Annotated in this window: 22 protein-coding genes; 8 read left to right on the top strand and 14 right to left on the bottom strand. The window is 70.0% G+C overall.

The features are described 5' to 3' along the window. Nucleotides 1–39 precede the first annotated feature (39 nt). Entirely contained in the window at nucleotides 40–840 is an 801-nt protein-coding gene (locus tag ACFC1K_RS11415; RefSeq protein ID WP_375871692.1) for a tryptophan-rich sensory protein, read from the top strand. On the opposite strand, the gene ACFC1K_RS11410 is transcribed toward ACFC1K_RS11415, so the two are convergent. Then, nucleotides 841–1,584 carry a GMP synthase gene (locus tag ACFC1K_RS11410; protein ID WP_375871691.1) on the bottom strand — a complete coding sequence of 248 codons (744 nt, stop codon included), beginning with the start codon at nucleotides 1,582–1,584 and terminating at the stop codon, nucleotides 841–843. It lies immediately after the preceding gene. Nucleotides 1,585–1,708: 124 nt separating this feature from the next. Between ACFC1K_RS11410 and ACFC1K_RS11405 the strand changes: the two genes are divergently transcribed. The 4 genes from ACFC1K_RS11405 (at nucleotide 1,709) to ACFC1K_RS11390 (ending at nucleotide 7,186) form a co-directional block, all read left to right on the top strand. Beyond that, a complete protein-coding gene (locus ACFC1K_RS11405) occupies nucleotides 1,709–2,326 on the top strand; it encodes an RNA polymerase sigma factor (protein WP_045301345.1) in 618 nt (205 codons plus the stop codon). Continuing rightward, entirely contained in the window at nucleotides 2,316–2,783 is a 468-nt protein-coding gene (locus ACFC1K_RS11400) for a hypothetical protein (RefSeq protein ID WP_310288158.1), read from the top strand. Before ACFC1K_RS11405 ends, ACFC1K_RS11400 begins: the two co-directional genes overlap by 11 nt. Before the next feature lie 134 nt (nucleotides 2,784–2,917). Further along, nucleotides 2,918–4,636 carry a S8 family serine peptidase gene (locus tag ACFC1K_RS11395; RefSeq protein WP_375871690.1) on the top strand — a complete coding sequence of 573 codons (1,719 nt, stop codon included), beginning with the start codon at nucleotides 2,918–2,920 and terminating at the stop codon, nucleotides 4,634–4,636. A gap of 60 nt (nucleotides 4,637–4,696) precedes the next feature. Beyond that, on the top strand, nucleotides 4,697–7,186 hold the full coding sequence (locus tag ACFC1K_RS11390; protein ID WP_375871689.1) for a CHAT domain-containing protein: 2,490 nt from the start codon (nucleotides 4,697–4,699) through the stop codon (nucleotides 7,184–7,186). A gap of 211 nt (nucleotides 7,187–7,397) precedes the next feature. On the opposite strand, the gene ACFC1K_RS11385 is transcribed toward ACFC1K_RS11390, so the two are convergent. After that, the gene (locus tag ACFC1K_RS11385) at nucleotides 7,398–8,156 is read right to left on the bottom strand and encodes a LysR substrate-binding domain-containing protein (protein WP_375871688.1); all 759 of its coding nucleotides are present in this window, start codon (nucleotides 8,154–8,156) and stop codon (nucleotides 7,398–7,400) included. 35 nt (nucleotides 8,157–8,191) lie between these two features. On the opposite strand from ACFC1K_RS11385, the gene ACFC1K_RS11380 reads away from it, so the two are divergent. Continuing rightward, nucleotides 8,192–8,590 carry a DUF1304 domain-containing protein gene (locus ACFC1K_RS11380; RefSeq protein WP_310288167.1) on the top strand — a complete coding sequence of 133 codons (399 nt, stop codon included), beginning with the start codon at nucleotides 8,192–8,194 and terminating at the stop codon, nucleotides 8,588–8,590. Between the two features lie 21 nt (nucleotides 8,591–8,611). On the opposite strand, the gene ACFC1K_RS11375 is transcribed toward ACFC1K_RS11380, so the two are convergent. From ACFC1K_RS11375 to ACFC1K_RS11360, 4 genes are all read right to left on the bottom strand, one after another. After that, nucleotides 8,612–9,178: a thermonuclease family protein gene (locus tag ACFC1K_RS11375; protein WP_310288169.1), complete on the bottom strand. Its 567-nt coding sequence runs from the start codon at nucleotides 9,176–9,178 to the stop codon at nucleotides 8,612–8,614. A 42-nt stretch (nucleotides 9,179–9,220) separates the two neighbouring features. Continuing rightward, nucleotides 9,221–9,628 (bottom strand): transferase, encoded by a 408-nt coding sequence (locus tag ACFC1K_RS11370; protein ID WP_056372272.1) that lies wholly within the window; start codon nucleotides 9,626–9,628, stop codon nucleotides 9,221–9,223. Nucleotides 9,629–9,774: 146 nt separating this feature from the next. Beyond that, nucleotides 9,775–11,157 carry an aspartate aminotransferase family protein gene (locus ACFC1K_RS11365; RefSeq protein WP_375871687.1) on the bottom strand — a complete coding sequence of 461 codons (1,383 nt, stop codon included), beginning with the start codon at nucleotides 11,155–11,157 and terminating at the stop codon, nucleotides 9,775–9,777. Between the two features lie 111 nt (nucleotides 11,158–11,268). Continuing rightward, nucleotides 11,269–12,822 (bottom strand): CoA-acylating methylmalonate-semialdehyde dehydrogenase, encoded by a 1,554-nt coding sequence (locus ACFC1K_RS11360; RefSeq protein ID WP_375871686.1) that lies wholly within the window; start codon nucleotides 12,820–12,822, stop codon nucleotides 11,269–11,271. A 168-nt stretch (nucleotides 12,823–12,990) separates the two neighbouring features. Between ACFC1K_RS11360 and ACFC1K_RS11355 the strand changes: the two genes are divergently transcribed. Next, complete coding sequence (locus tag ACFC1K_RS11355) at nucleotides 12,991–14,574, top strand: PucR family transcriptional regulator (protein WP_310288178.1); 1,584 nt, start codon at nucleotides 12,991–12,993, stop codon at nucleotides 14,572–14,574. 30 nt (nucleotides 14,575–14,604) lie between these two features. Here ACFC1K_RS11355 and ACFC1K_RS11350 read toward each other — a convergent pair whose 3' ends face one another. Both ACFC1K_RS11350 and ACFC1K_RS11345 read right to left on the bottom strand, forming a co-directional pair. Continuing rightward, on the bottom strand, nucleotides 14,605–15,042 hold the full coding sequence (locus ACFC1K_RS11350; protein WP_375871685.1) for a type II toxin-antitoxin system VapC family toxin: 438 nt from the start codon (nucleotides 15,040–15,042) through the stop codon (nucleotides 14,605–14,607). Further along, on the bottom strand, nucleotides 15,043–15,312 hold the full coding sequence (locus tag ACFC1K_RS11345; protein ID WP_375871684.1) for a type II toxin-antitoxin system Phd/YefM family antitoxin: 270 nt from the start codon (nucleotides 15,310–15,312) through the stop codon (nucleotides 15,043–15,045). A gap of 47 nt (nucleotides 15,313–15,359) precedes the next feature. On the opposite strand from ACFC1K_RS11345, the gene ACFC1K_RS11340 reads away from it, so the two are divergent. Continuing rightward, nucleotides 15,360–15,710: a DUF2695 domain-containing protein gene (locus ACFC1K_RS11340; protein WP_375871683.1), complete on the top strand. Its 351-nt coding sequence runs from the start codon at nucleotides 15,360–15,362 to the stop codon at nucleotides 15,708–15,710. Nucleotides 15,711–15,718: 8 nt separating this feature from the next. Here ACFC1K_RS11340 and ACFC1K_RS11335 read toward each other — a convergent pair whose 3' ends face one another. The 6 genes from ACFC1K_RS11335 to ACFC1K_RS11310 all read right to left on the bottom strand — a co-directional run bounded on the left by ACFC1K_RS11335 (nucleotide 15,719) and on the right by ACFC1K_RS11310 (nucleotide 21,236). Further along, complete coding sequence (locus tag ACFC1K_RS11335) at nucleotides 15,719–16,060, bottom strand: cupin domain-containing protein (RefSeq protein ID WP_375871682.1); 342 nt, start codon at nucleotides 16,058–16,060, stop codon at nucleotides 15,719–15,721. Next, nucleotides 16,057–17,487, bottom strand: a complete 1,431-nt coding sequence (locus ACFC1K_RS11330) for an NAD(P)/FAD-dependent oxidoreductase (protein ID WP_375871681.1) — start codon at nucleotides 17,485–17,487, stop codon at nucleotides 16,057–16,059. The genes ACFC1K_RS11335 and ACFC1K_RS11330 overlap by 4 nt, the downstream gene beginning before the upstream one ends. Nucleotides 17,488–17,599: 112 nt before the next feature. After that, nucleotides 17,600–18,157 (bottom strand): cysteine hydrolase family protein, encoded by a 558-nt coding sequence (locus ACFC1K_RS11325; RefSeq protein ID WP_375871680.1) that lies wholly within the window; start codon nucleotides 18,155–18,157, stop codon nucleotides 17,600–17,602. A 28-nt stretch (nucleotides 18,158–18,185) separates the two neighbouring features. Next, complete coding sequence (locus tag ACFC1K_RS11320; protein ID WP_375871679.1) at nucleotides 18,186–19,112, bottom strand: ABC transporter permease; 927 nt, start codon at nucleotides 19,110–19,112, stop codon at nucleotides 18,186–18,188. Continuing rightward, nucleotides 19,109–20,059, bottom strand: coding sequence for an ABC transporter permease (locus ACFC1K_RS11315; RefSeq protein ID WP_375871678.1), 951 nt, complete (start codon nucleotides 20,057–20,059; stop codon nucleotides 19,109–19,111). Before ACFC1K_RS11315 ends, ACFC1K_RS11320 begins: the two co-directional genes overlap by 4 nt. Next, nucleotides 20,052–21,236 (bottom strand): PotD/PotF family extracellular solute-binding protein, encoded by a 1,185-nt coding sequence (locus ACFC1K_RS11310; protein WP_375871677.1) that lies wholly within the window; start codon nucleotides 21,234–21,236, stop codon nucleotides 20,052–20,054. The genes ACFC1K_RS11315 and ACFC1K_RS11310 overlap by 8 nt, the downstream gene beginning before the upstream one ends. Nucleotides 21,237–21,315 lie beyond the last annotated feature (79 nt).

The following is a 21,315-nucleotide window of genomic DNA, read 5'->3' as shown; positions in this document are numbered from 1 at the left end:
GCCCTCGTGGCGGGGTGACCCGCGCCCTACCGTGTGAGCATGACCGCCAAGGACCTCGCCCGGCAGATCATCGTCATCAGCGCGTTCTGCTTCATGATCGTGGCCGCCATGGTCGGAACCGGCCTGTTCGGCGGCACGCCGGTGCAGGCGCTGCAGGACGGCGCGCTCGACCAGGACGGCTCGTACCTCGCGCCGGCGCGGCCGGCGTTCTCGATCTGGACCGCGATCTACGTCGGCCTGTTCGCCTACACGGTGTGGCAGGCGCTGCCGCGCCAGCGCGGCAGCGAGCGGCAGCGGGCGCTCGGGTACCTCATCGCCGGCACGATGGCGCTCAACGGACTCTGGCTCGTGACGGCGCAGTTCGGCTCGCTCGCGCTGACGGTGCTGGCGATCATCGTGCTGCTCGCGCTCCTGGGCGTCACGTTCAGCCGCACCGTCATCGAGCCCGCTGACGGCTGGGCCGATCGGCTGCTGGTCGACGGAGTCACGGGCCTCCACCTCGGCTGGGTGACGCTCGCCACCGTCGCGAACGTCGCGGCCTGGCTGACCTCGATCGGACCGCCCGAGTGGGAGGCGTCGGCGGACCTGTGGGGCGTGGTCGTCCTCATCGCCGTCGCTGCCATCGGACTCGGGATCGAGATCGCGAGCCGCTGGCGCCTCGGGCCGGCGCTCGCTCTCGCGTGGGGGCTGATCTGGCTCGCGGTCGGCCGGCTCGAGGGCGAGCCGCAGAGCACCGCGATCGGGGTGACGGCGATCGTCGTCGCGGCCGTGATCCTCGGCACGGCGCTCATCGGCACCGCAGCGCGCGAGCTGACCGCGGTCCGCAACGCCGAGGTGTGATCAGGCGGGTGCGAAGCGGTCGGCGAACGCGCGCAGCAGACGCGTGGGCTCCGTGACGGATGCCGCGAGCACGCGTCCGGCGATCGCGTCGTAGTCCGCGGAATCGAAGTAGCCGTCGTCGCGGTAGACCGCCATGCGCTCGGTGAACGCCTTCGTGGTCGGCTCGGGGTGGAACTGGGTCGCGTAGAGCCGGTCGCCCACGCGGTACGCCTGCACGGGGCATCCGTCGTTCCTCGCCAGCAGAACCGCGCCCGGCGGCAGGCTCTCGGTCCCCTCCTTGTGGGCGGTGAGCGCCGTGAAGCGATTCGCGAGGGCGCCGAACAGCGGGTCGGCCGAGGCCTGCTTCGTGAGCGCCACCGCCACGGGGCCGGTGTCCTCGGGGAAGGCACGGCTCACCGTGCCGCCGAGCGTGCGGGTGGCGATGCCGATGCCGTAGCAGGTGAACAGGGCGGCCGGTCCATCGCCCGTGGCGGTGCGTTCGGCGATGCGCGCGAGACCGGCCTCCAGGCGCCGCTGCGCGTCGGTCTTGGTCGATTCGGGGTCAGTGACGTTGAACGGACTGCCGCCGACAAGGAAGCCGGAGTAGCGCTCGAAGACGTCGTCGGGAAGCGGATCGCGCACCAGGTCGTGGCGAGCCAGGCGGCTCTCGTCGAGGTGCATCGCGGTGCGGAAGGACTCGTATTCGGCGGCCGCCGCACCCAGCTGCGGGCGCACGCAGACATAGAGCAACGGCGCGGTCGTCATGCACGCAGTCTAGGTCTCCGCTCCCGAACCCTGCGAGACGGCTGAAATGGTCGGTATTCGGGCGGTCTCCGTGTATCAAACCCGCACTATCGCGCTCGGGCATGGTGTGGACAGAATGGGCGCTATGACGCAGGCTGGCGCCGAACCATCCGTCGACTCCGTGGAGCCGGCGCGATGGGAGCGCGCCGCCGCACTCTTCGTGCGGTGGCGTGAAGGCGACAGCCGTGCGATGGACGAACTCGTCCGCCTGATGACGCCGCCGTTATGGCACGTCGTGAGGGCGTACGGGCTCGATCATTCGTTGGCGCAGGACGTCGTGCAGACGACCTGGCTGACGCTCGTACGCCGTCACGAGACCATCAACGACCCGCTCGCGGTGTCGGGGTGGCTCACGATGTGCGCGCGCCGTGAGGCGTGGCGGGTCGGCAAACAGCATCGGCGTGCCGATGCGACAGAGGCCGAGTCGCTCGAACCGCACCTTCCGGTCCACGAATCCGCCGAGCAGACCGCCGCGCAGGACGACGAGACCCGTCGCCTCTGGACAGCGGTCGGAACGCTCAACGAACGATGCCAGCGCCTGCTGCGGATCGTCGCGTTCGAGGATCGCCCCGACTATGCCCGCATCGCCGAAGACCTCGCGATGCCCATCGGATCGATCGGACCGACCCGCCAGCGCTGCCTCGCGAAGCTACGCGCCGTACTCGAGGGAGACGGATGGAGAGGTGACGACGATGGAAACTGAAGACTTTGCGGCCGACGCCGCGCTCTTCGCACGGATGCGGCGCATGTGGGAGGACGTCGACCCCGTGCCGGCCGACCTGGTGGACCAGATGGTCGCCGCGGTCGCCGTCGAGGACCTGTCGCGGGAGTATGCGCTCCTGACACTCGTGGAGGGGACGTTCGCGGCCGTGCGCGGAGAGACCGACACGGCGACGCTCCAGTTCAGCGACGGCACGACCAGCGTGCTGCTGCACGTGACCGCCACCGAAGGCGGCGACCGGCGCGTGGACGGATGGGTGGATGCCACGGCCCTGGCCATCCGTCTCATCCAGGGCGACCGTGAGTGGTCGGCCGAACCAGGCGAGCACGGACGCTTCGCCTTCGACGAGGTCACGCCCGGGATGGCGCGGCTTCGCCTGGTGGTGCGCGACGCCGACGGCACGCTGCGCGACTTCCAGACCCCGCAGTTCGAAGTCTGACAACCAGTTCGAGATACGAAGAAACGGATGCCGCGGCCTGGGGGCCGCGGCTCCCACGTGTGTGAGGAGAAGACGATATGGCCAGCGCAAGCGGATCCTGGCGGGACCGGGTCAAAGCCGGAGCGCCTCGCGGAGTGGTTCTCGACCCGACGCGCAACGTGGTGCCGGGCTACGAGGCGTTCCCGAGCGCGTACGCGCCGGGGCATCTGCTGATCTTCGGCGACAGGACCGACTCCGAGAACACCCTGCTCGCCGCAGCGCAGGAGCTCGGCTGGGACTTGGAGGTCGACCGCATCCGCCCCGAGGACTCGTCGAAGGACGACCTGTGGAAGGCGACGATCATCCAGCTGCCGAGTCCGACGCGCGACGACGAGCCGGTGCCGCCTGTCGACGCCTGGCGCCTGCTCCAGCACGCGCGGCGACTCGAGATCGAGCAGGCGGAGATCGACCAGCGGTCCGGGGGAGCGACCCGCGAGCGGGCGCTCACCGACGCGGCGGAAGAGACCCGGGTCCGGGCGGAGGTGCGCCGCAAGGTCGCGGTCGAGGCGGCCAACCAGCGAGAGGAATTCGCCTCCCGGCGTCCGCCGGTGCGATCCCGCGGTCCGGAGAAATCGCTGGCACCCGAGACGCGGCTGCGCAACGTGAGCCTGGACCACGTCCTGACGGTCGATCCGATCGGACTGAATCCGCACTCGATCACGAACCCGCACTCGATCACGAATCCGCACAGCATCACGAACCCGCACTCGATCACGAACCCCTCGGGCACGGACGGCTACGCGTATCCCGGTAACGGCGGCCTCGAGATCGTGTCGTACATCGGACCCGATCCGGTGCGCTCGGAGGCGAAGTTCCCCGGGAGGAGGCCGGTCGTGGCTGTCGTCGACACCGGCTGCGGCAAGCATCGGTGGCTTCCGCCGTTCGGGGCGGGAGAGGCGGGGCCCGGCGTGGCCGCGGACTCCACAGCCATCGTCTATCGCGGCAAGCTGCCCGACGGACAGCTCATCGGCATGCAGGATCCCCTGACTGACCCGGAGGTGCACGGCGACCAGTCCGGCCCTCTTGACGGGTATCTCGACGCGGCTTCAGGCCATGGCACCTTCGTCAGCGGCATCGTCCGTCAGGTGGCGCCGGAGGCGGAGATCATCGCGATCCGGGTGGCCGACAGCAACGGTACAGCGCTCGAGAACGAGTTGATCATCGCGCTGGAGGAGCTGGCGGACTGGGTCGAGGCTGACACCGACAAGAACAAGGTCGATGTCGTGAACCTCTCGCTGGGTTACTACCACGAGACCCCCGAAGACGGGCAGTACAGCGATCGGCTGTACAAGGCGCTCGTCCGACTGAGGGCGAAGGGCTGTGCGATCGTCTGTTCGGCGGGCAACGACGCAACGGCGCGGCCGGCGTTCCCCGCAGCGCTCTGGGAAGGGGGCGACCCCGACCTCGGCCTCGACGACGCCGAGGGCCTCGCGCGCCACCTCGCCGTCGGCGCGCTCAACCCGCAGGGCACCTCCGCGGCGCTGTACAGCAACGTCGGGCCGTGGGTCACGCACTTCGCGCCGGGAACGTCGATCGTCAGCACCTTCCCGAGGTTCCAGGGCGGCGTACAGGCGGGCTCCAGCGCCGACACCGAAGACCGCGTGCGCCTGAGCCTCGACCCGGACGACCATTCGGGCGGATTCGCCATCTGGAGCGGGACCTCGTTCGCCGCGCCGTATGTCTCCGGCGTCATCGCCCAGGCGTTGAGCTCTGTGCTGATGAACCCGAGCGCCGTGCCCGAGTCGACGGATGCGGTGATCGAGAAGGCGCTGAAGAGGGTGGTCGACGCGGACCGGTCCAAGAAGACGAAGTAGCCCATCGGCGGACCCGCCTGCCGCTCGCCATCGGGCGGCGGGCGGGTCCATCATGGCTCTGTGGAGGAGAGCGCCGATCAGCTGTATCAGCAGGGACGCCATCTGGCGACCCGTGGCAGCTACCTCGAGGCCAAGCGCGCGCTCATGTCGGCCGCCGAAGCCGCGGATGCCGACAGGGACACCGAACTCAGCGCGCGCATCGCCGGCACGACGGCCTACGTCCTGGCGCGGCTGGGCGACGTCGATGCCGGCGAGCGCACCTGCCTCGAGGCCCTCGATCGGCCGGGCCTCTCGGCCGGGGCCGTCGCGCAGCTGCAGGGGCAGCTCGGGATGCTCGCAACCGAGCGAGGCCGGATCGACGAAGCGATCGGATGGTTCGGCAAGAGCATCCACGGCCTGTCCGACGAGCCCGTGCGCCAGGCCAACACACGCGTGAACCGCAGCATCGCACTGATGCAGACAGGCAAGCTCGACGCAGCGATCGAGGATCTCGAAGCGGCGGAGGAGGTCTACCGGTCCGCGGGCCTCGAGCAGGAGGCGAATCTCGCGGTCCACAACCGCGGCTACGCGCTCATGCTCGCCGGCGACCTCGTCGCCGCGCTGAGGACGATGCAGTCGGTGCGGGAACCCCTCGACAACGAGTCCGCACTGTGGGCGGCGATCAACGAGCTCGACCGCGCCGAGGTGTTGCGCGATGCCGGGCTGACCACGGAAGCCGAGCGTAGCCTCGTCGCCGTCGCCGCGTCGCTCGGGCGCCACCACGCGCCGAGCGAGCGCGCTGCCGCGGAGTATCAGCTCGCGCGCTCTCTCCTGAACCACGACCCCGAGGCCGCCGCCACCGTCGCCGGAAACGCCGCCCGGCGGTTCCGGCGCGTGGGAAGCCCGGGCGGGGCCGCGCGCGCTGAGGCGGTGCGCCTGCGCGCGCGGTTGTCGACGAGGAACCACGACCGCTCCGGCGATCCGCTCGCGCCCGCGGGGCGACTGCCGGCGAAGGCCACTGTGGACGGCGTCGCGGGGCGGCTTGCAGACCTGGGCTTCTCCGCCGACGCGGAGGTCCTCGTCATCGCCGATGCACTGGCGCGCGTGCGGCGCGGGAGCGGCACGGCGGCACCCGCGTTCCGGGTCGCGAAGAACACCCGACTGGAATCAGCCCTGCTGGTGCAGGAGCTGCGCGCTGCCGATGCGATGCGGCGGCACCGGGATGGGGAGGCACGACGTCACGCTCAACGCGGCCTCGACCTGCTCGACGCGTCGTTCAGCGACGGCGCCAGCCTCGACCTGCACGGCTCCGTGATGATGCGCGGCCTCGGTCTGCTCACCGCGGGCATCGGCGCGGCGCTGAGGTCGGGTCGGCCAGACACGGTGTTCGACTGGTCGGAACGGGCCCGACTGGGCAGCGAGCGGGTCATGCCGGTGCGCCCTTCACCTGATCCCGGGCTCGCGGCCGATCTGGCGGAGCTCCGGGTCCTCCGTATGAACAGCCCCGACGGCGGATGGCTGGCCGATCCCCGGGCGCGCGCCCTGCAGGATCGAGCGCGCGAGCACCAGTGGTCCGGAACGGGCGCCGCAGGGGTTCAGCGCCGGGTGAGCCTCGCCGAAGTCCAGGCCGGGATCGAGCCGGGCGAGGCGCTCGCGAACTTCGTCTTCGATGGCGAGCGACTGGCGGTGCTCGTCATCGACAGCGACGACGCGGAAATGACCGAGCTCGACTGGGCGGCGTGCCGCCGCGTGATGCGGGGCCTTCGCGCGGACCTCGACGTGCATGCTGCGGTCTCCACGGGTCCGATGGCCGAGATCGTGCGGGCGTCGCTGACCGATCGGCTGGCTGCCCTGTCGGCAGCGCTGCTCGAGCCGTGGCTCGCCCGCGCCGGCGCGTCTCGCGTCGCCCTGACCATTCCGGGCGTGCTGGCAGGGGTGCCCTGGGCGATGCTGCCGGCGTTCCGCGGCGTCGCCATTTCGGTGGCGGGCTCCGCGAGCGGGTGGCTCCGGCGGCGCGAGCAGCCGTATCGGCACCCCGCGAGCGCGGGGTTCGCCGTGGGCCCGCGGGTCCCGCGCGGCGACGAGGAGGTGCTGCTGGCGGCCGATTCGTGGCGTGAGCCCGCCGTGCTCACGGGCGACGCGGCCGAGGTGCGAGCCGTCACCGCTCTGGCGGGCGAGGTCGACGTGCTGCACGTCGCCGCGCACGGCCGGCACGCACTGGACAACCCCATGTTCTCGGGGTTCGAGCTCGCGGACGGGACGCTGTTCGGCTACGACATCGACCTCATCCCCGTGGTGCCCGACACCGTCATCCTCTCGGCGTGCGAGGTGGGACGTTCGTCCGTGCGCTGGGGGGAGGAAGCGGTCGGGATGACACGCATCTGGTTGCACGCCGGTGCGCGTGCCGTCATCGCCGCTCCCGTCGTGGTCGCCGACGACGACGCGTGCGAGCTGCTGGGTGCGGTCCACGAGGGCCTCGCCGCGGGCGTCGCCCCCTCGGAAGCACTGGCCGCGGCATCCGTCCGTACCGGCATCGTCGCCCCGTTCCAGGTGCACGGCGCCGGCTTCTAGAAGATTCTTCGCGTTCCGTGTATCAGGACGGATGCTGAATGCTCCTGGTCATCGGAACGGCTTGCGCTTGGCCGACGGGGGGTCGGGGGCGCTGACAGAAGACCTTCTTGGGGAACGCAGAATCGGCTGTGGGTCTTCGCCGCCGATCCTCGAGGGGTGCTGCATGGGACTGGGGCGGCACCCCTCAATCCATGGTTCGGCGCAGCCGCGATCAGCCGCGCGAAGAGTTGGCCGTGCGCCCGCGCACGATGCCGACGAAGGCCTCGACCGCGGGGGTGGTCCGCTCAGCCGCCCACGCGAGTGCCACCGTCGAGATCGGGCCCCCGCTCAGCGGACGGTATTCGACGTCCTTGCGACGGTGCAGTCGTGCGACCGACATCGGCACCACCACGATCCCGACACCCGCCGCGACGGTGGCGATCGCCTCGCCGGTGTCGGCAGGTGGGGTGAACCGCGGCGCGACGGTGCCGGGGAGCTGGACGGCGAGCACGTCGTCCTGCGGCACGATGAGCACCTCGCCCACGAGATCCGCCGCGTCGAGCTCGTCCTCTGCAGCGGTCAGGTGCGAGTCCTTCGCGCACACGACGACCGGAACCTCGTCGTACAGCGGGATGACGTGGAGGCCGTCCTTGTCGAGCGGCAGCCGCACGAGCGCCGCGTCGACCTCGCCGTCGAGGAGCGCGCGACGCTGATCGGCGACGACCAGGGGCACGAGTTCGAGGGTGGTCTGCGGCATCCGATCTTTCCAGGTGTCGATCCACTTGCCGGGCGTCGCGCCCGGGATCGCGCCGAGGGTGAAAGTCGCGGGCATCGCGGGCTCGCGGGGTGGCGTCGGCGACGGCCCGGGCGACGGCTGCGGCCGCCGCGTCTTGGCGGGCTTCGCCTTCGAGGACGATCCGGATGCTGCGCCCGGACGCTTGCCCGATGCGCCTCGTCCTCGTCCGCCTGTACGCGACCCGCCCTTCGCCATGCTGTTCAGCGTAGCCGGGGCGATATGGTTCGCTCATGGTGGCGATTCTGGCAACGGTCTTCGCGGCGCTCGCCGCGCTGCTGCACGTCTACATCTTCGTGATGGAGAGCGTCCAGTGGACGCAGCCCAAGATCTGGAAACGGTTCGGTGTGGCCGACCAGTCGGCCGCGGACACGACGAAGCCGATGGCATACAACCAGGGCTTCTACAACCTGTTCCTCGCCATCGGCGTCGTGATCGGGCTCGTGCTGCTCTTCGCGGGAAGCGACACCGCGCCCGTGCACGCCGCAGGGCTCGCGCTCGTGCTGTTCGCGCTGGGATCGATGGTGGCCGCAGCGCTGGTGCTGCTCACCACGGGACTGCGGTACCTGCGGGCGGCTCTCATCCAGGGGACGCTGCCCCTCATCGGGTTCGTGCTGTTCCTCTTCGCTTGACCGCAGCGCCCGCGTGACGGCTCAGCCGCACGCGCCCCACTGCCCGGAAGCCGCGGCGACCGCCGAGGATTCGAGTGAGCGCAGCAGGGTCTCCTGGCTGCGGTTGGGCGAATAGACCTCGACCCGCGCATCGCCCTGAGCGACGAGTTCGCCGTTCACGAACCGGCCGTCGGGCGTCCAGACGTAGAGCAGCGTTCTGCCGTACTGGTCGTGCACCTCGACGTCGGCGGCGACCCAGATCGTCGATCCCACCGGGACGAGTGACGTCAGCTTCGCCGTCGCCTCCGCACCCCAGCAGTCGAGTTCGGGGGAGATCTCGGGGGTGTCGATGCCCAGCAGGCGGACGCGCGTGGATTCGAGATCGCCGACGACGGCGTTCGGGACGGCGACGCGAGCGCGCAGCGTGTCGCCGTCGTGGACGCTCTCGACGGTCATCTCGAAGGCGTCGGCCGGGATCGCCGGCATCGTGGCGGAAATGCCCGGTGCCGGCTGGGCGACCTCGGCGCCTGCGTCGCGCCCGACGAACCACCAGTAAGCCGTGCCCGCGATGACGAGCAGCAGGATTCCGATGAGGACGCGTCTGAGCACGACGCGAGCCTATGCGGTGGCGCCGACGCGCCACCGCGACGATCAGGCTGCCAGACGCAGTCCGCGCTTGTCGGTGGCGACGCGCTCGCCGTCGGCGATCGTCTCGTCGTCGCCGATGAGCGAGCCTCCGGCGACACGGGCGTCGTGCCCGACCTGGGTGCGCACGCCGATCTTCGCGCGCGGGCCGATGGCCGCGCGCGGCCCGATGTGGGCGTGCGGTGCGATTTCGGCGTCGGGTCCGATGACGGCATCCGTCTCGACCCATACGCCCCGGCCGACGTGCGCGCCTGCGGCGATCTGCACGCCCGGTTCGACATACGCCCCCGCTTCGACGATGGCGCTGGGGTGCACCTTCGCTCCGTGCGCGATCAGGCCCCGACCGTTGACGTGCTTGCGGTAACGCAGCATCTCGCCCTGGTCGTTCTCGATGTCGATGTAGTTCTTTCCCACGGTCCCCTCCTGGAGCAGCACATGGTGCTGAGTAGAGGAATAACGGTGGGGAGGGGTGATTCATTCCCGCGCATCGGAACGATTCGGTGACGGGCGTGCAGCGGCCCCGCGCCCGGAGTGGACGCGGGGCCGGAAAGGGGTGCTGATCAGCGCGTGACGTACTCGTCGGCGGTCGAGAGGGCCCGGTCGATGACGTCGAGTCCACGCACCAGTTCGTCCTCGGTGATCACCAGCGGAGGCGCCACGTGCACGCGGTTGAAGTGCGTGAAGGGCCACACCCCTTCCCGCTTGCACGCCGCGGCGACCGCGGCGATGGGTGCAGCATCCGTCCCGCTCGCGTTGAAGGGCACGAGCTGCTCGCGGGTCTCGCGGTCTTTGACGAGCTCGATCGCCCAGAAGAGGCCCAGTCCCCGCACATCGCCGACGGATGGATGCCGCGAAGCGAGGTCGCGCAGGCGCGGCTCCACGACGCGCGATCCGAGGTCGCGCACGCGCTCGAGGATGCCGTCGCGTTCGAACACCTCGAACGTGGCGACGCCCGCCGCGCACGCCAGCGGGTGGCCCGAGTACGTGAGCCCGCCGGGGAAGAACACCGTGTCGAAGTGCGAGGCGATCCGGTCGGAGATGACGACGCCGCCGAGCGGCACGTAGCCCGAGTTCACGCCCTTCGCGAAGGTGATGAGGTCGGGTTTCACGTCGAACGCCTGGAACGCGAACCACTCGCCCACGCGGCCGAAGCCCACCATGACCTCGTCGGCGATGTAGACGATGCCGTAGCGGTCGCACAGCTCGCGCACACCGGCGAGATAGCCCGGCGGCGGCACCAGCACGCCGTTCGTGCCCACGATCGTCTCGATGATGATCGCCGCGATCGTCGTGGCGCCCTCGAGCACGATGGTCTGCTCGAGGTGCTCGAGCGCGCGCTGCGTCTCCTCCTCGGCGCTCGACGAGTGGAACGCGGAGCGGTACGGGTACGGACCGAAGAACTTCGCGGTCGAGCCGTCGGCCGGCTCATTGGGCCAGCGGCGCGGGTCGCCGGTCAGCGAGATCGCCGTGGTGGTGTTGCCGTGGTAGCTGCGGTACATCGACAGCACCTTGCGGCGGCCCGTCACGAGGCGCGCCATGCGCACGGCGTTCTCGTTCGCATCGGCGCCGCCGTTCGTGAAGAACACCTTCTCGAAGCCGTCGCCCGCGACCTCGGCGATGCGGCGGGCGAGCTCGCCGCGCACGTCGTTGGCCATCGACGGCTGGATCGTCGCGAGACGACCCGCCTGATCCTGGATCGCCCGGACGAGATCCGGATGCTGGTGCCCGAGGTTGAGGTTCACCAGCTGGGAGCTGAAGTCGAGGTAGGCGTTGCCGTTGTAGTCCCAGAAGGTCGACCCCTCGCCCGCGGCGATGGGGAGCGGATCGATGAGCGCCTGCGCGCTCCACGAGTGGAACACGTGGCCGCGGTCGTCCGCGCGAACGCGGGCGTCGGCCTCAGGATCGGTGTAGACGGCGGGGGCGGGGGTGAGTGTGTCAGTCATTGTGCTCCGGTCGTTGAGCGAGCGAGGAACGTGGTCGTTGAGCGAGCTTGCGAGTCGAAACGCAGAGACGAAACGCGTCGGGATTCCGGGCGACGCTGATTGCGAGTGGGGTCAGTTGTTCTGGGGGAAGCCGAGGTTGATGCCGCCGTGGGTGGCGGGGTCGAGCCAGCGGCTGGTGATGGCCTTTTCGCGGGTGAAGAAGTCGAAGCCGTGGACGCCGTAGGCTTTCGCGTCGCCGAACAGGGACTGCTTCCAGCCGCCGAAGGAGTGGTAGGCGACGGGGACGGGGATGGGCACGTTGATGCCGATCATGCCGACCTCGACCTCGTTCTGGAACCGGCGGGCCGCGCCGCCGTCGTTGGTGAAGATCGCGGTGCCGTTGCCGAACTGACCGGAGTTGATCAGGTCGAGTCCCTCGTCGTACGACTGCACCCGGACCACGGAGAGGACCGGGCCGAAGATCTCCTCCTGATACGCGCGGGAGGTGGTGGGGATGTCATCGATGAGGGTGGGGCCGAAGAAGAACCCGTCCTCGTGACCCTCGACGGTGTAGCCGCGGCCGTCGACCACGATCCTCGCGCCATCCGCCTCCGCGATGTCGACATAGGAGGACACCTTGTCGCGGTGGACGTCGGTGATGAGGGGTCCCATGTCGGGTTCGACACCGTTCACACCCGCCCCGTTGCCGATCTTGAGCTTGGCGATGCGGTCCTGGATCTTCGCGATCAGGTCGTCGGCGACCGGTTCGACGGCGAGGACGACGGAGATGGCCATGCAGCGTTCCCCGGCGGCGCCGTACCCGGCGTTGACGGCCTGGTCGGCGACCAGGTCCAGGTCCGCGTCGGGGAGCACGAGCATGTGGTTCTTCGCGCCACCGAGCGCCTGCACGCGCTTGCCGTGACGCGACGCGGTCTCGTAGATGTACTGCGCGATCGGGGTGGACCCGACGAACGAGATCGACGCGACGTCGGGGGAGGTGAGCAGCCCGTCGACGGCGAGCTTGTCACCCTGCAGCACCGTGAACACCCCGTCCGGGAGGCCCGCCTCCTTCCACAGCTCGGCCAGCCACAGTGCCGCGGACGGGTCCTTCTCGCTGGGCTTGAGGACCACGGCGTTGCCGGCGGCGATCGCGATCGGGAAGAACCACATCGGCACCATCGCCGGGAAGTTGAACGGCGAGATGATCCCCACCACCCCCAGCGGCTGCTTCAACGAGTACACGTCGATCCCCGTCGACGCGTTCTCCGAGAAGGCGCCCTTGATGAGGTGCGGGAACCCGGTCGCCAGCTCCACGACCTCCTGGCCGCGCAGGATCTCACCCATCGCATCCGAGAGCACCTTGCCGTGCTCTGCCGTGATGATCTCCGCCAACTCCCGCTTCCGCGCGTTCAGCAGCTCCCGGAACGCGAACAGCACCGTCTGCCGCCGCGCGATCGAGTACCCCTTCCACACCTGGTAGCCCGCTTTGGCGGACGCGATCGCCTGATCGATCTCCGCCTGATCCGCCAACGCGACCCGAGCGCTGACAGCGCCGGTCGCCGGGTTGAACACCGACGCGGTCCGCCCCGACGACGACGCACACTCCGCACCATCGATCCAGTGCGAAATCACCCGGACGTCGGCGTCCGTGGTCGCGGGCGCGACGGCGCTCTCTGCAATGCTCATGGGTGGCTCCTTCTCGGTGTCGGACAGATCGTGTGGTGATCCCCTAGGCTTGACGGGTCCCAGCCTGTCAGAGAAGAAGAGGCGGCCACGGTGCCCGACCGTCGCGAAGATCGGGCGATCCACACGGATCGTCCGGCAGATCGATCCGCAGATGAGATCCTCCCGACCGTGCGCGAAGTGATCGCGCTCGAAGCGGTCGCGCAGGGCGTTCCCGAAGTGCTCGTCGGCGATGATGCGCTCGAGGCGCGCGTGCGCTGGCTGCACGTCTCCGACAGTGCGGGCGTCGCCCGCCTGCTGGACGGCGGCGAGATGCTGCTGTCGACCGGTTCGTCGTGGCCGGTGGAGCCGGGGGATCTGCGCCGGTTCGTCGACGAGCTCGCCGACGCGGGGCTCTCCGGCCTCGTGCTCGAGCTGGGCACCCACTATCGGTACGTCCCCGCGGTGGTCGTCGAGGCCGCCCGCGAGCGCGGCCTCGCCCTGGTCGTGCTGCACCGGGAGCTGAAGTTCGTCACGGTCACCGAGGCCGTCCACAGCCGCATCATCACCGGGCAGACCGACGCGCTGCGCGCGCGTGACGAGGTGCGCGAGCGCTTCACGGCGCTGGTGCTGCGCGGATCGCCTGCGGACTTCATCGTCCACCAGCTCGCGCAGACGCTCGGCGCGCCCATCGTGCTCGAGAACCTCGGCTACGAGGTCGTCGCGGCCGAGGTGCCGCTGGCGATGGAGGAGGAGCTCTTCACCGAGTGGGAGCTCCGATCGCGCTCCGCGCACCGGCGCTCCGAGCAGCGCCGGGAGCGCGGCATCCCTGCCGGAGCGGACGACTGGCTGATCGTCCCGGTCGAGGCACGAGGCATCCGTTGGGGAAATCTCATCGCGCTGCCGGGACCGGAGCACGCGGCCGGACGCACCGCCGTGCTCGAGCAAGGCGCGATCGCCCTCGCGGTCGGCCGTCTCGCCGACGGCGACGCCGACGAATGGGCGCGCATAGGACGGCGCCGCCTCGTCGACGGGCTGCTCGCCGGACGCTTCGCCGGGGTCGGCGGCGCCGCCGCGCGCCTCGAGGCGGCCGGCCTGCCGCTGCGCGGTGCCAAGCTCTACGGTCTGGTCGTGTCGGGCGCGCCGGTCGCGGTGGAGCGCGCGGATGCTGCCGCCCGCGCCCTGCGAGGGCGCGCGCTGGCGGGGTCGGCACCGGCGGGCGTCGTGGCGCCGGCGACCACGATGCTGGTGTCACTGCCGCCGGAGGCCGTGTTCGACGATGCCGCCGTGGTCGCATTCGTGCGTGCCCTCGTCGATGCCGGTGACGTCGAGCGCGTCACCGTCTCGGTCGGGCGCAGCGCTGAGGGCATCGATGCCGCGCTCGCCTCGGTGCACGAGGCGGTCGACCTCGCGGGCGGCCGGAGGCGGCGCTCGGGGCGCGGCCCGCACCTGCGGCGCGCCGAGAATCGTCCGCTCGTGCAGTTGGTCACCGCCCTGCGTGATGACCATCGCGTGCTCGAGCATGGCGAACGGATGCTCGCCCCGCTCATCGCCTACGACCTCTCGCGGTCGGGCGACCTGCTCGACGTCCTCGAGGCGATGCTCGCCCACCCGGGCAATCGCACCGCGGCGGCGGGAGCATCCCATCTGTCCCGGTCGGTGTTCTACCAGCGCATCGCGCTCATCGAGGAGCTCCTGGGCGCCGATCTCGACGACGGCGAGACCCAGACCGCGTTGCATCTGGCGCTGCTCGTGCGGAGGTCCGCAGGACGCTGACGCGCGTGTTCTGCACTCGAGTGTGCGCACTTACGCGTCGGAGTCGCCCGTCGTGTCGAACGTGGTGATTCCGAGGTCGGCCCACGCGCGCAGCAGGTCGCGATCGCCCGACACCGCGAGGCAATCCTCGGACGCTGCCGCCAGCGCCGTCGCACACTGCAGTGCGTCGTAACCGCGGAGTCGGTGACTGGCCGTCAGAGTCGCGGCGTGCCGGATCACGGCATCGTCCACGCTGACCTGCGTGACCGCTGCCCAGATCGCCTCGAAGTCGGCGATCGCGCGCCGGTGCTGGCTGGTGTCCAACCGACGCGAACGAGCAGCTGTGGCGAGTGCTGCGTGTACCTCGACGAACGTCACGACGCTCGAGATGACCTCGATAGAGGCCGTCCACGCCATGGTGCATCGCCCGGTCGATGGCTCGTCGATGAGCAGCGGAACGAAGGCGGAGCTATCGAAATACGCGCGCACTCAGTACCTTCCGCGACTCTCCTCGAGAAGGTCGCTGACCGTGCCGCTCGCCTTGATCGGCTCGGGCAGCGGGCGTCGCGGTGACGTCGGCCGACGCGCAAGGCCCTCACGGACGAGTTTCTCGAGTCCCGATTCGCGGCCGAACGGCACGATGCGTGCGATCGGCTTGCCGTGGTCGGTGACGATGATCTCGCCGCCCTCCCGCACCTCGGCGAGGTGCCGGCTGAGACCGTCGCGCAGTTCGCGAATGCCGATTGTGTCCACACTCATGGAGAAATTGTAGCCATAATGTCGGAGGCCGGCGTCATGCTCTCGCCATGGAAACAGCCATCGACATCCAAGCCGAATCGTTCGTCCGTGAGCTCGCCGTCGCGATCATCGCTCCGCGGGGTGGTGAATGCCTGGCGTGTTATCTCAACCGCGTCTTGCGCGACGCCCCCTGCGACGGATCGCTGCGTCTGGCGCGCACCTACCGCGACGCGCTGGCGCCGCGTGCCGTCGCCCTCGAGGGTCGTCTCGAGGGCGGCGGCGGCTTCTGCGACTGCGAGGTGCTGATGAACGTCTACTGGTCGAAGACCGACGAGGTGAAGCCCTGCCATGGCGCGAGACACGGGTCCACGAAGCCGTGCGACCTCTGGCTGCGCCGCAGACGCGGAGATCGGTGGTGAGCCCGGAGTCAGCCCGCGATGTAGACCTTGCGCAGCGTCTCGCGCACCGTCCACACCGTGTGCATGCCTGCTGTCAGGCGTGCGATCGACCCCGCGCGGAGCTCGATCGGCTCGAGGGCCGGGTCGTCGAAGGACACGGTGGCCGAGCCGGACAGCACGACGAAGACCTCGTCGGCCTCGACGTCGGTCGACGCGCCTGGCGTGTGCTCCCACACGCCGAGCTCGATCCCCCCGAACTCGCCGAGTTCGGCGAACCCCGTGGCAGGGGAACCCTGCACGACCTGGTCGGCGGGCAGCGGCTCGAGGCCGAGCTCGAGGGACGCGGCATCCGTCACGATTCCGGGGTTCACGAGTCGAACCCCAGACCGAGCGCGTCGAGCGTCTTGAGCAGCAGGTTGCGCTTGCCCTTGTTGTGGTCGGCGCGGTCCAGCGACCAGCGGGTGGCGTTGATGCCCATCGACGCCGCGGGCTCGGGAGGGAACGGGAGCGGGCGCTTGCGCACCATCTCGAGCTGAGTGCGCTCGTTCTGGACGCCGTCGAGAAGGTCGAGCATGACCTCGCCGGCGAAGCGGGTCGACCCGACGCCGAGCCCGGTGAATCCGGCGGCGTACGCGACGCGGCGGTCACGGGCGGTGCCGAAGAACGCCGTGAACTGGGTCGAGGTGTCGATCGCGCCCGCCCACTGGTGCGTGAAGCGCAGTCCCTCGAGCTGCGGGAAGGTGGTGAAGAAATGGCTGGCGAGCTTGGCCCAGGTCTCCGGGCGATTCTCGTACTCGGGATCCACCTTCCGGCCGTACCGGTAGATCGCGTCGTAGCCGCCGAAGAGGATCCGGTTGTCCTTGGTGATCCGGTAGTAGTGGAACTGGTTCGCCATGTCGCCGATGCCCTGGCGGTCCTGCCAGCCGATCGATGCGAGCTGGATGTCGGTGAGCGGCTCCGTCATGAGCACGTAGTCGTACACGGGAACCGTCATGAGCCGGTTGCGCTTGATGAGCGACGGGAACACATTGGTGCCGAGCGCGGCGCGAGCGGCCTCGACGCGGCCCTCGGGGGTCGTCACGACGACGCCCTGTCCGCTCGTGTCGAGGCCGGTGACGTGGGAGCGCTCGAAGATCACGACGCCGCGTTCTTCGCAGACGCGAGCGAGCTCGGCGGCCATGCGTGCGGGATGGACCATGCCGCACGCGTCCTTCTCCCACACCGCAGCGAGGTATGTGGGGGAGTGGACGGATGCCTGGGCCTCGACCCGGTCGAGATAGACCACGCCCTCTTCGCCCTCGGCGGCCCACTCCTTCAGCCACTCCACCTGGTGCGGCTCGATCGCCGGAGCGAGCTGCCCGGTGCGCTCGAACTGGAAGTCCATGCCGAAGCGGGCCTCGGCGGCCTCGATCGCATCGAGGTTCTCGTGCCCGAGCCGGTCGAGCGTGGGCATCTCCTTCGGCCAGCGGGCCATGCCGTTCTCGTGGCCGTGGGTGAGGCTGGCCTCGCAGAAGCCGCCGTTGCGGCCCGACGCGGCCCAGCCGACGCGCTGCGCCTCGACGACCACGACCGTCGCATCGGGGTCGCGCTCGGTGGCGAGGAGCGCCGTCCACAGGCCCGTGTATCCGCCGCCCACGACGACGAGGTCGGCGCGGTGCGTGCCGACGAGCGCGGGCCGGTCGGGAAGGAGGCTGTCGGGAAGATCGTCGCGCCAGAACACCGAGTGCTTCGTGTCGGCGAGGGAATGCTGGACGACGGATGCTGCCGGCCGCTGTCGTTCGAAGACGGTCGTGCCCACGGTTATCAACTCCGATGCGGTGTGTGGTGCTCCCATCCTCACCCGTTCGCCGGGTCGATGTGGGGCTTGCGTGTCGGAAGTTGTCCGGCTGGTCGGACAGGTTGTCGCGGCGTCAGCGGGCGACGAGCTCCCCCACGAGCGCATCGACGTCGGCGACCCGGGCATACGTGCCGTCGAGCGCCGCCATGAAGGCGAGGTGCACCTGGGCGCCCGGCACCGTGCGGCCGTCGTAGGCGAGGTCGGGTGCGGCGCACGCGTCCTGCGCGACGGCGATGGTGAAGCCCAGGTCGGACGCCGCACGCACAGTGGCGTCCACGCACATGCTGGACATCATGCCCGCGACGACGATCTCGTCGGCGTCCGCTGCGCGCAGCAGCGACTCGAGCCCCGTCCCCAGGAACGCGTTCGGCTCGTGCTTCACGATGACGTGCTCCTCGCCGTCGGGTGCGACCCGCGGATCCAACTCCACCCCGGGGGTTCCGGGGGCGAAGAACGCGGCGTCCGGTGCGTCCCACACGTGCTGGACGTGCACGACCCGCTCGCCCGACGTGCGGAATCCGGCGAGGAGTCGCGCAGCGGCATCGGCGGCGGAGTCCGGGTCGACGAGCGGGTGCCGCCCGCCGGGGAAGTAGTCGCGCTGGATGTCGATGAGGAGCAGGAGTCGGGTCACCGCGACAGCATAGGGTCGCACAACCGCATCAGCCGCCCGTCATCGTGCGCGCGATCTGCGTCGCGGAGTCGCCCGCGCGCTTGAGCACGAGCGCCACGAGGGCGAGAGCGACGAGCGTCAGCAGCAGCATGATCGTCGACACCGCCGCGATCTCGGGACGCAGCCCGGTCCGCAGCGCGCTGAGCACGTACACGGGCCACGGCGTCGTGCCCGACACCTGCACGAAGGCCGCGACGATCGTGTTGTCGAGACTCAGCGTGAACGCCAGCAGGAAGCCGGCGAGCACCGCGGGCATCGCGAGCGCGAGGGTGATCCGTCGGAACGTCGTGAAGGGCGTGGCGTAGAGATCGGCGGATGCCTCCTCCAGCTGCGCGTCCTGACCCACCAGCCGGGCGCGCACGATGTACGACACGACCGCGGTCGCGAACAGCGACGAGCCGACCGACAGTCGCACGATGCCGTCGTTGAACATCGACAGGCCGAGGTCCTGGCCGAGGAAGACCATGAAGGGGAGCAGTGCCACGGCGTCGACGATCTCGGGCGTGACCGACACCAGCAGCAGGAGCCCCAGGAACCACCACACCCACTTGCCGGGGTGCCGCGCCATCGCGATCCCGGCGAGAGTGCCCAGGACGGTCGCGATGATCGCCGCGATCAGCGCCGTGATGAGCGATACCCGCACGGCGTTCTGGATCGCCGGCTTCACCAGGATCGACGCGAAGGCGTCGAAGCCGAACCCGTCCCACACCGCCAGCAGGCGGCCGGTGTTGAACGAGTAGACGACGATCACGATGATCGGCAGGAACAGGAACAGCATGACGAGGAGGCCCCAGACGCCGAAGGCGACGTCCGACCACGACCTGCGGGGCCGCCGGCGCGGCGCGGCGCCCGGGCGCGCCGCCCGCGCCTCTGCCTGCAGGATCGTCTCGGTCTCGGTCTCGGTCTGCGTGGTCACGTCGTGGCCTCCAGGATCGCGGCGGGGGCGGCATCCGTCTTCGCGGTCTCGGGAGCCGGCCCGAGCACCAGCCGGTTGCGGGAGCGGAACGGCAGCGCGACCAGCCAGATGATCACGGCGGACACCCCGATCGCCACCATGATCAGGAGCATGAGCAGCACCGCCATCGCGGATCCCAGCGCCCAGTTCTGCGCGGTCTGGAACTGTCCGGCGACGAGCTGACCCACCATGTTGCCCTTCGCGCCGCCCAGCACCGTGGCGGTGATGTAGTCGCCCATCAGCGGGATGAAGACCAGCAGCACGCCCGCGATGATGCCCGGCTGCGACAGCGGCAGCGTGACGCGGAAGAAGGTCACGATCTTGCCGGCTCCGAGGTCCTTCGACGCCTCGCGCAGTGCCGGCCCGACGCGGTCGAATGCGACGAAGAGCGGAAGGACCATCAGAGGCAGGTAGTTGTAGACCACGCCGATGATCACGGCCGCGCGCGTGTAGAGCAGCTCGAGTGGGCCGTCGAGCACGCCGATGCCCTGAAGCACGGTCGACAGCCACCCCTCGGGGGCGAGGATCACCTGCCAGCCGATCGTCCGGACGAGGAAGTTGGTCCAGAACGGCACGAGGACGAGGGCGATGAGGATGCCGCGGCGCTGGGGTTTGACTTTGAAGGCCATCCAGTACGCCACCGGGGCCCCGATGGCGAAGCAGAGCACCGTGCCGATGATCCCCACCCACAGGGTGTTCTGGAAGGTCGCGAAGAAGGTCGGCGAGATGGCCTCGACGTACCGGTCGAACGACAGGACGTCGTTGGCGTGGGTGCCGAAGACGCCGGGCTTGTAGCCGAAGCTGAACCACACGACCATGGCGACCGGCGCGACGAAGAAGAGGAGCAGCCACGCCCAGGCGGGGACCGCGAGCGCGGGCCCCACCGCACCGGTGGCGCGATTACGCACCGGCGGCAGCCTTCACCTCGTTGTAGATCTCGACACGAGTGCTCAGCGAGTCGTTGAGCACCTGCTCGTGCATGCTGTCGAGCTGCTCGGGGGTGAAGAAGATCATGTCGAGCCGCTCGACCTCGGCCTCCTCGGCCGCGCCCTGCATGTCTTTGCCGCCGACGTTGTAGCCGACCCACTCGAGGTTCAGCATCTGGTTCTCGGGGGCCATCGCGAAGTTGATGAAGGCGTGGGCGGCCTCGGGATGCGCCGCCCCGGTCGCGATCGCCCAGTTGTCCATCCACAGCTCCGTCTGCGGGCCGGGCAGCACCCACTGCCAGCGGTCGGGGTCGGACGACTCCTGGATGCCGAGCCGCGCGTCGCCGTTCCACGCCATGAGCAAGGCATGAGTGCCCTGGGGGATCGTGTTGGCCCCGGCTGAGGAGTCGAACGCCGCGACGTGCGGGGCGATCTTCTCGACGAGGAAGGCGCGCGCCGCCTCGAGCTCGTCGGCGTCGTCGGTGTTCCAGTCCACGTCGTTGGCCCAGAAGTACGATCCCACGACGCCGGCGGGATCGTCCGACATGGCGGTCTTCCCGCTCGCCTCGTTCTGCGCGGCGTCGAAGTAGTCGGCCCACGTCGTCAGCTCGCGGGTGATCACGGTCTTGTCGTAGACATAGCCCGTCGTGCCCCACGCCTTGCAGATCGAGTAGTCGTTGCTCGGATCCCACGCGCGGCCGAGGAAGGCCGGGTCCATGTTCGCGATGTTCGGGAGCAGGTCCTTGTTGAGCTTCTGCAGCAGTCCCTGCTCGATCATCTGGGGGATGAAGACGCCCGTGGGCACGACGATGTCATAGCCGGACGTGCCCTTCGCCGCGACGAGCTTGGCGATGAGCTCCTCATTCGATCCGTACGAGTCGAGCGTGACCTTCGGCCCGAGCTCGGCACTGAACGCCTCCACGACCTCGGGCGCGTCGTACTCGGCCCACGTGTACACCGACAGGCTGTCCTCGAGTGCCCCGCCGGTCGCCTGCGGCGCCGGCGCCCCGCTGCCGCCAGGGGTGCAGGCCGCCAGCACCGTGGCGCCACCGGCCAGTGCGGCGAGGCTCAGGAAGCGGCGGCGCGACAGCTCGCGCGCGATCAGGGGCGCCGCGCCCTCGGGGGCGAGGATGCGGAGCGGCGTACGAGGCTGGATCATCGGGTACTCCTGGAGTCGGGTCGGGAGCCGAGACGGATGCTGCGGCTTCGGGCGTGCGACGGGCGTGCAGGTCGTGCGG

This window comes from Microbacterium sp. NPDC056057, from assembly GCF_042266945.1.
Taxonomy (GTDB): Bacteria; Actinomycetota; Actinomycetes; order Actinomycetales; family Microbacteriaceae; genus Microbacterium; species Microbacterium trichothecenolyticum_C.
Note: the sequence above shows the minus strand (reverse complement) of the source record. Positions and strands in the feature narration are given on the sequence as shown.

Excerpts from the sequence above, each read along its gene's own strand:
- ACFC1K_RS11415 (WP_375871692.1), top strand. The coding sequence starts at position 40 with ATGACCGCCAAGGACCTCGCCCGGCAGATCATCGTCATCAGCGCGTTC.
- ACFC1K_RS11410 (WP_375871691.1), bottom strand. The coding sequence starts at position 1,584 with ATGACGACCGCGCCGTTGCTCTATGTCTGCGTGCGCCCGCAGCTGGGT.
- ACFC1K_RS11405 (WP_045301345.1), top strand. The coding sequence starts at position 1,709 with ATGACGCAGGCTGGCGCCGAACCATCCGTCGACTCCGTGGAGCCGGCG.
- ACFC1K_RS11400 (WP_310288158.1), top strand. The coding sequence starts at position 2,316 with ATGGAAACTGAAGACTTTGCGGCCGACGCCGCGCTCTTCGCACGGATG.
- ACFC1K_RS11385 (WP_375871688.1), bottom strand. The coding sequence starts at position 8,156 with ATGGCGAAGGGCGGGTCGCGTACAGGCGGACGAGGACGAGGCGCATCG.
- ACFC1K_RS11380 (WP_310288167.1), top strand. The coding sequence starts at position 8,192 with ATGGTGGCGATTCTGGCAACGGTCTTCGCGGCGCTCGCCGCGCTGCTG.
- ACFC1K_RS11365 (WP_375871687.1), bottom strand. The coding sequence starts at position 11,157 with ATGACTGACACACTCACCCCCGCCCCCGCCGTCTACACCGATCCTGAG.
- ACFC1K_RS11360 (WP_375871686.1), bottom strand. The coding sequence starts at position 12,822 with ATGAGCATTGCAGAGAGCGCCGTCGCGCCCGCGACCACGGACGCCGAC.
- ACFC1K_RS11345 (WP_375871684.1), bottom strand. The coding sequence starts at position 15,312 with ATGAGTGTGGACACAATCGGCATTCGCGAACTGCGCGACGGTCTCAGC.
- ACFC1K_RS11340 (WP_375871683.1), top strand. The coding sequence starts at position 15,360 with ATGGAAACAGCCATCGACATCCAAGCCGAATCGTTCGTCCGTGAGCTC.
- ACFC1K_RS11310 (WP_375871677.1), bottom strand. The coding sequence starts at position 21,236 with ATGATCCAGCCTCGTACGCCGCTCCGCATCCTCGCCCCCGAGGGCGCG.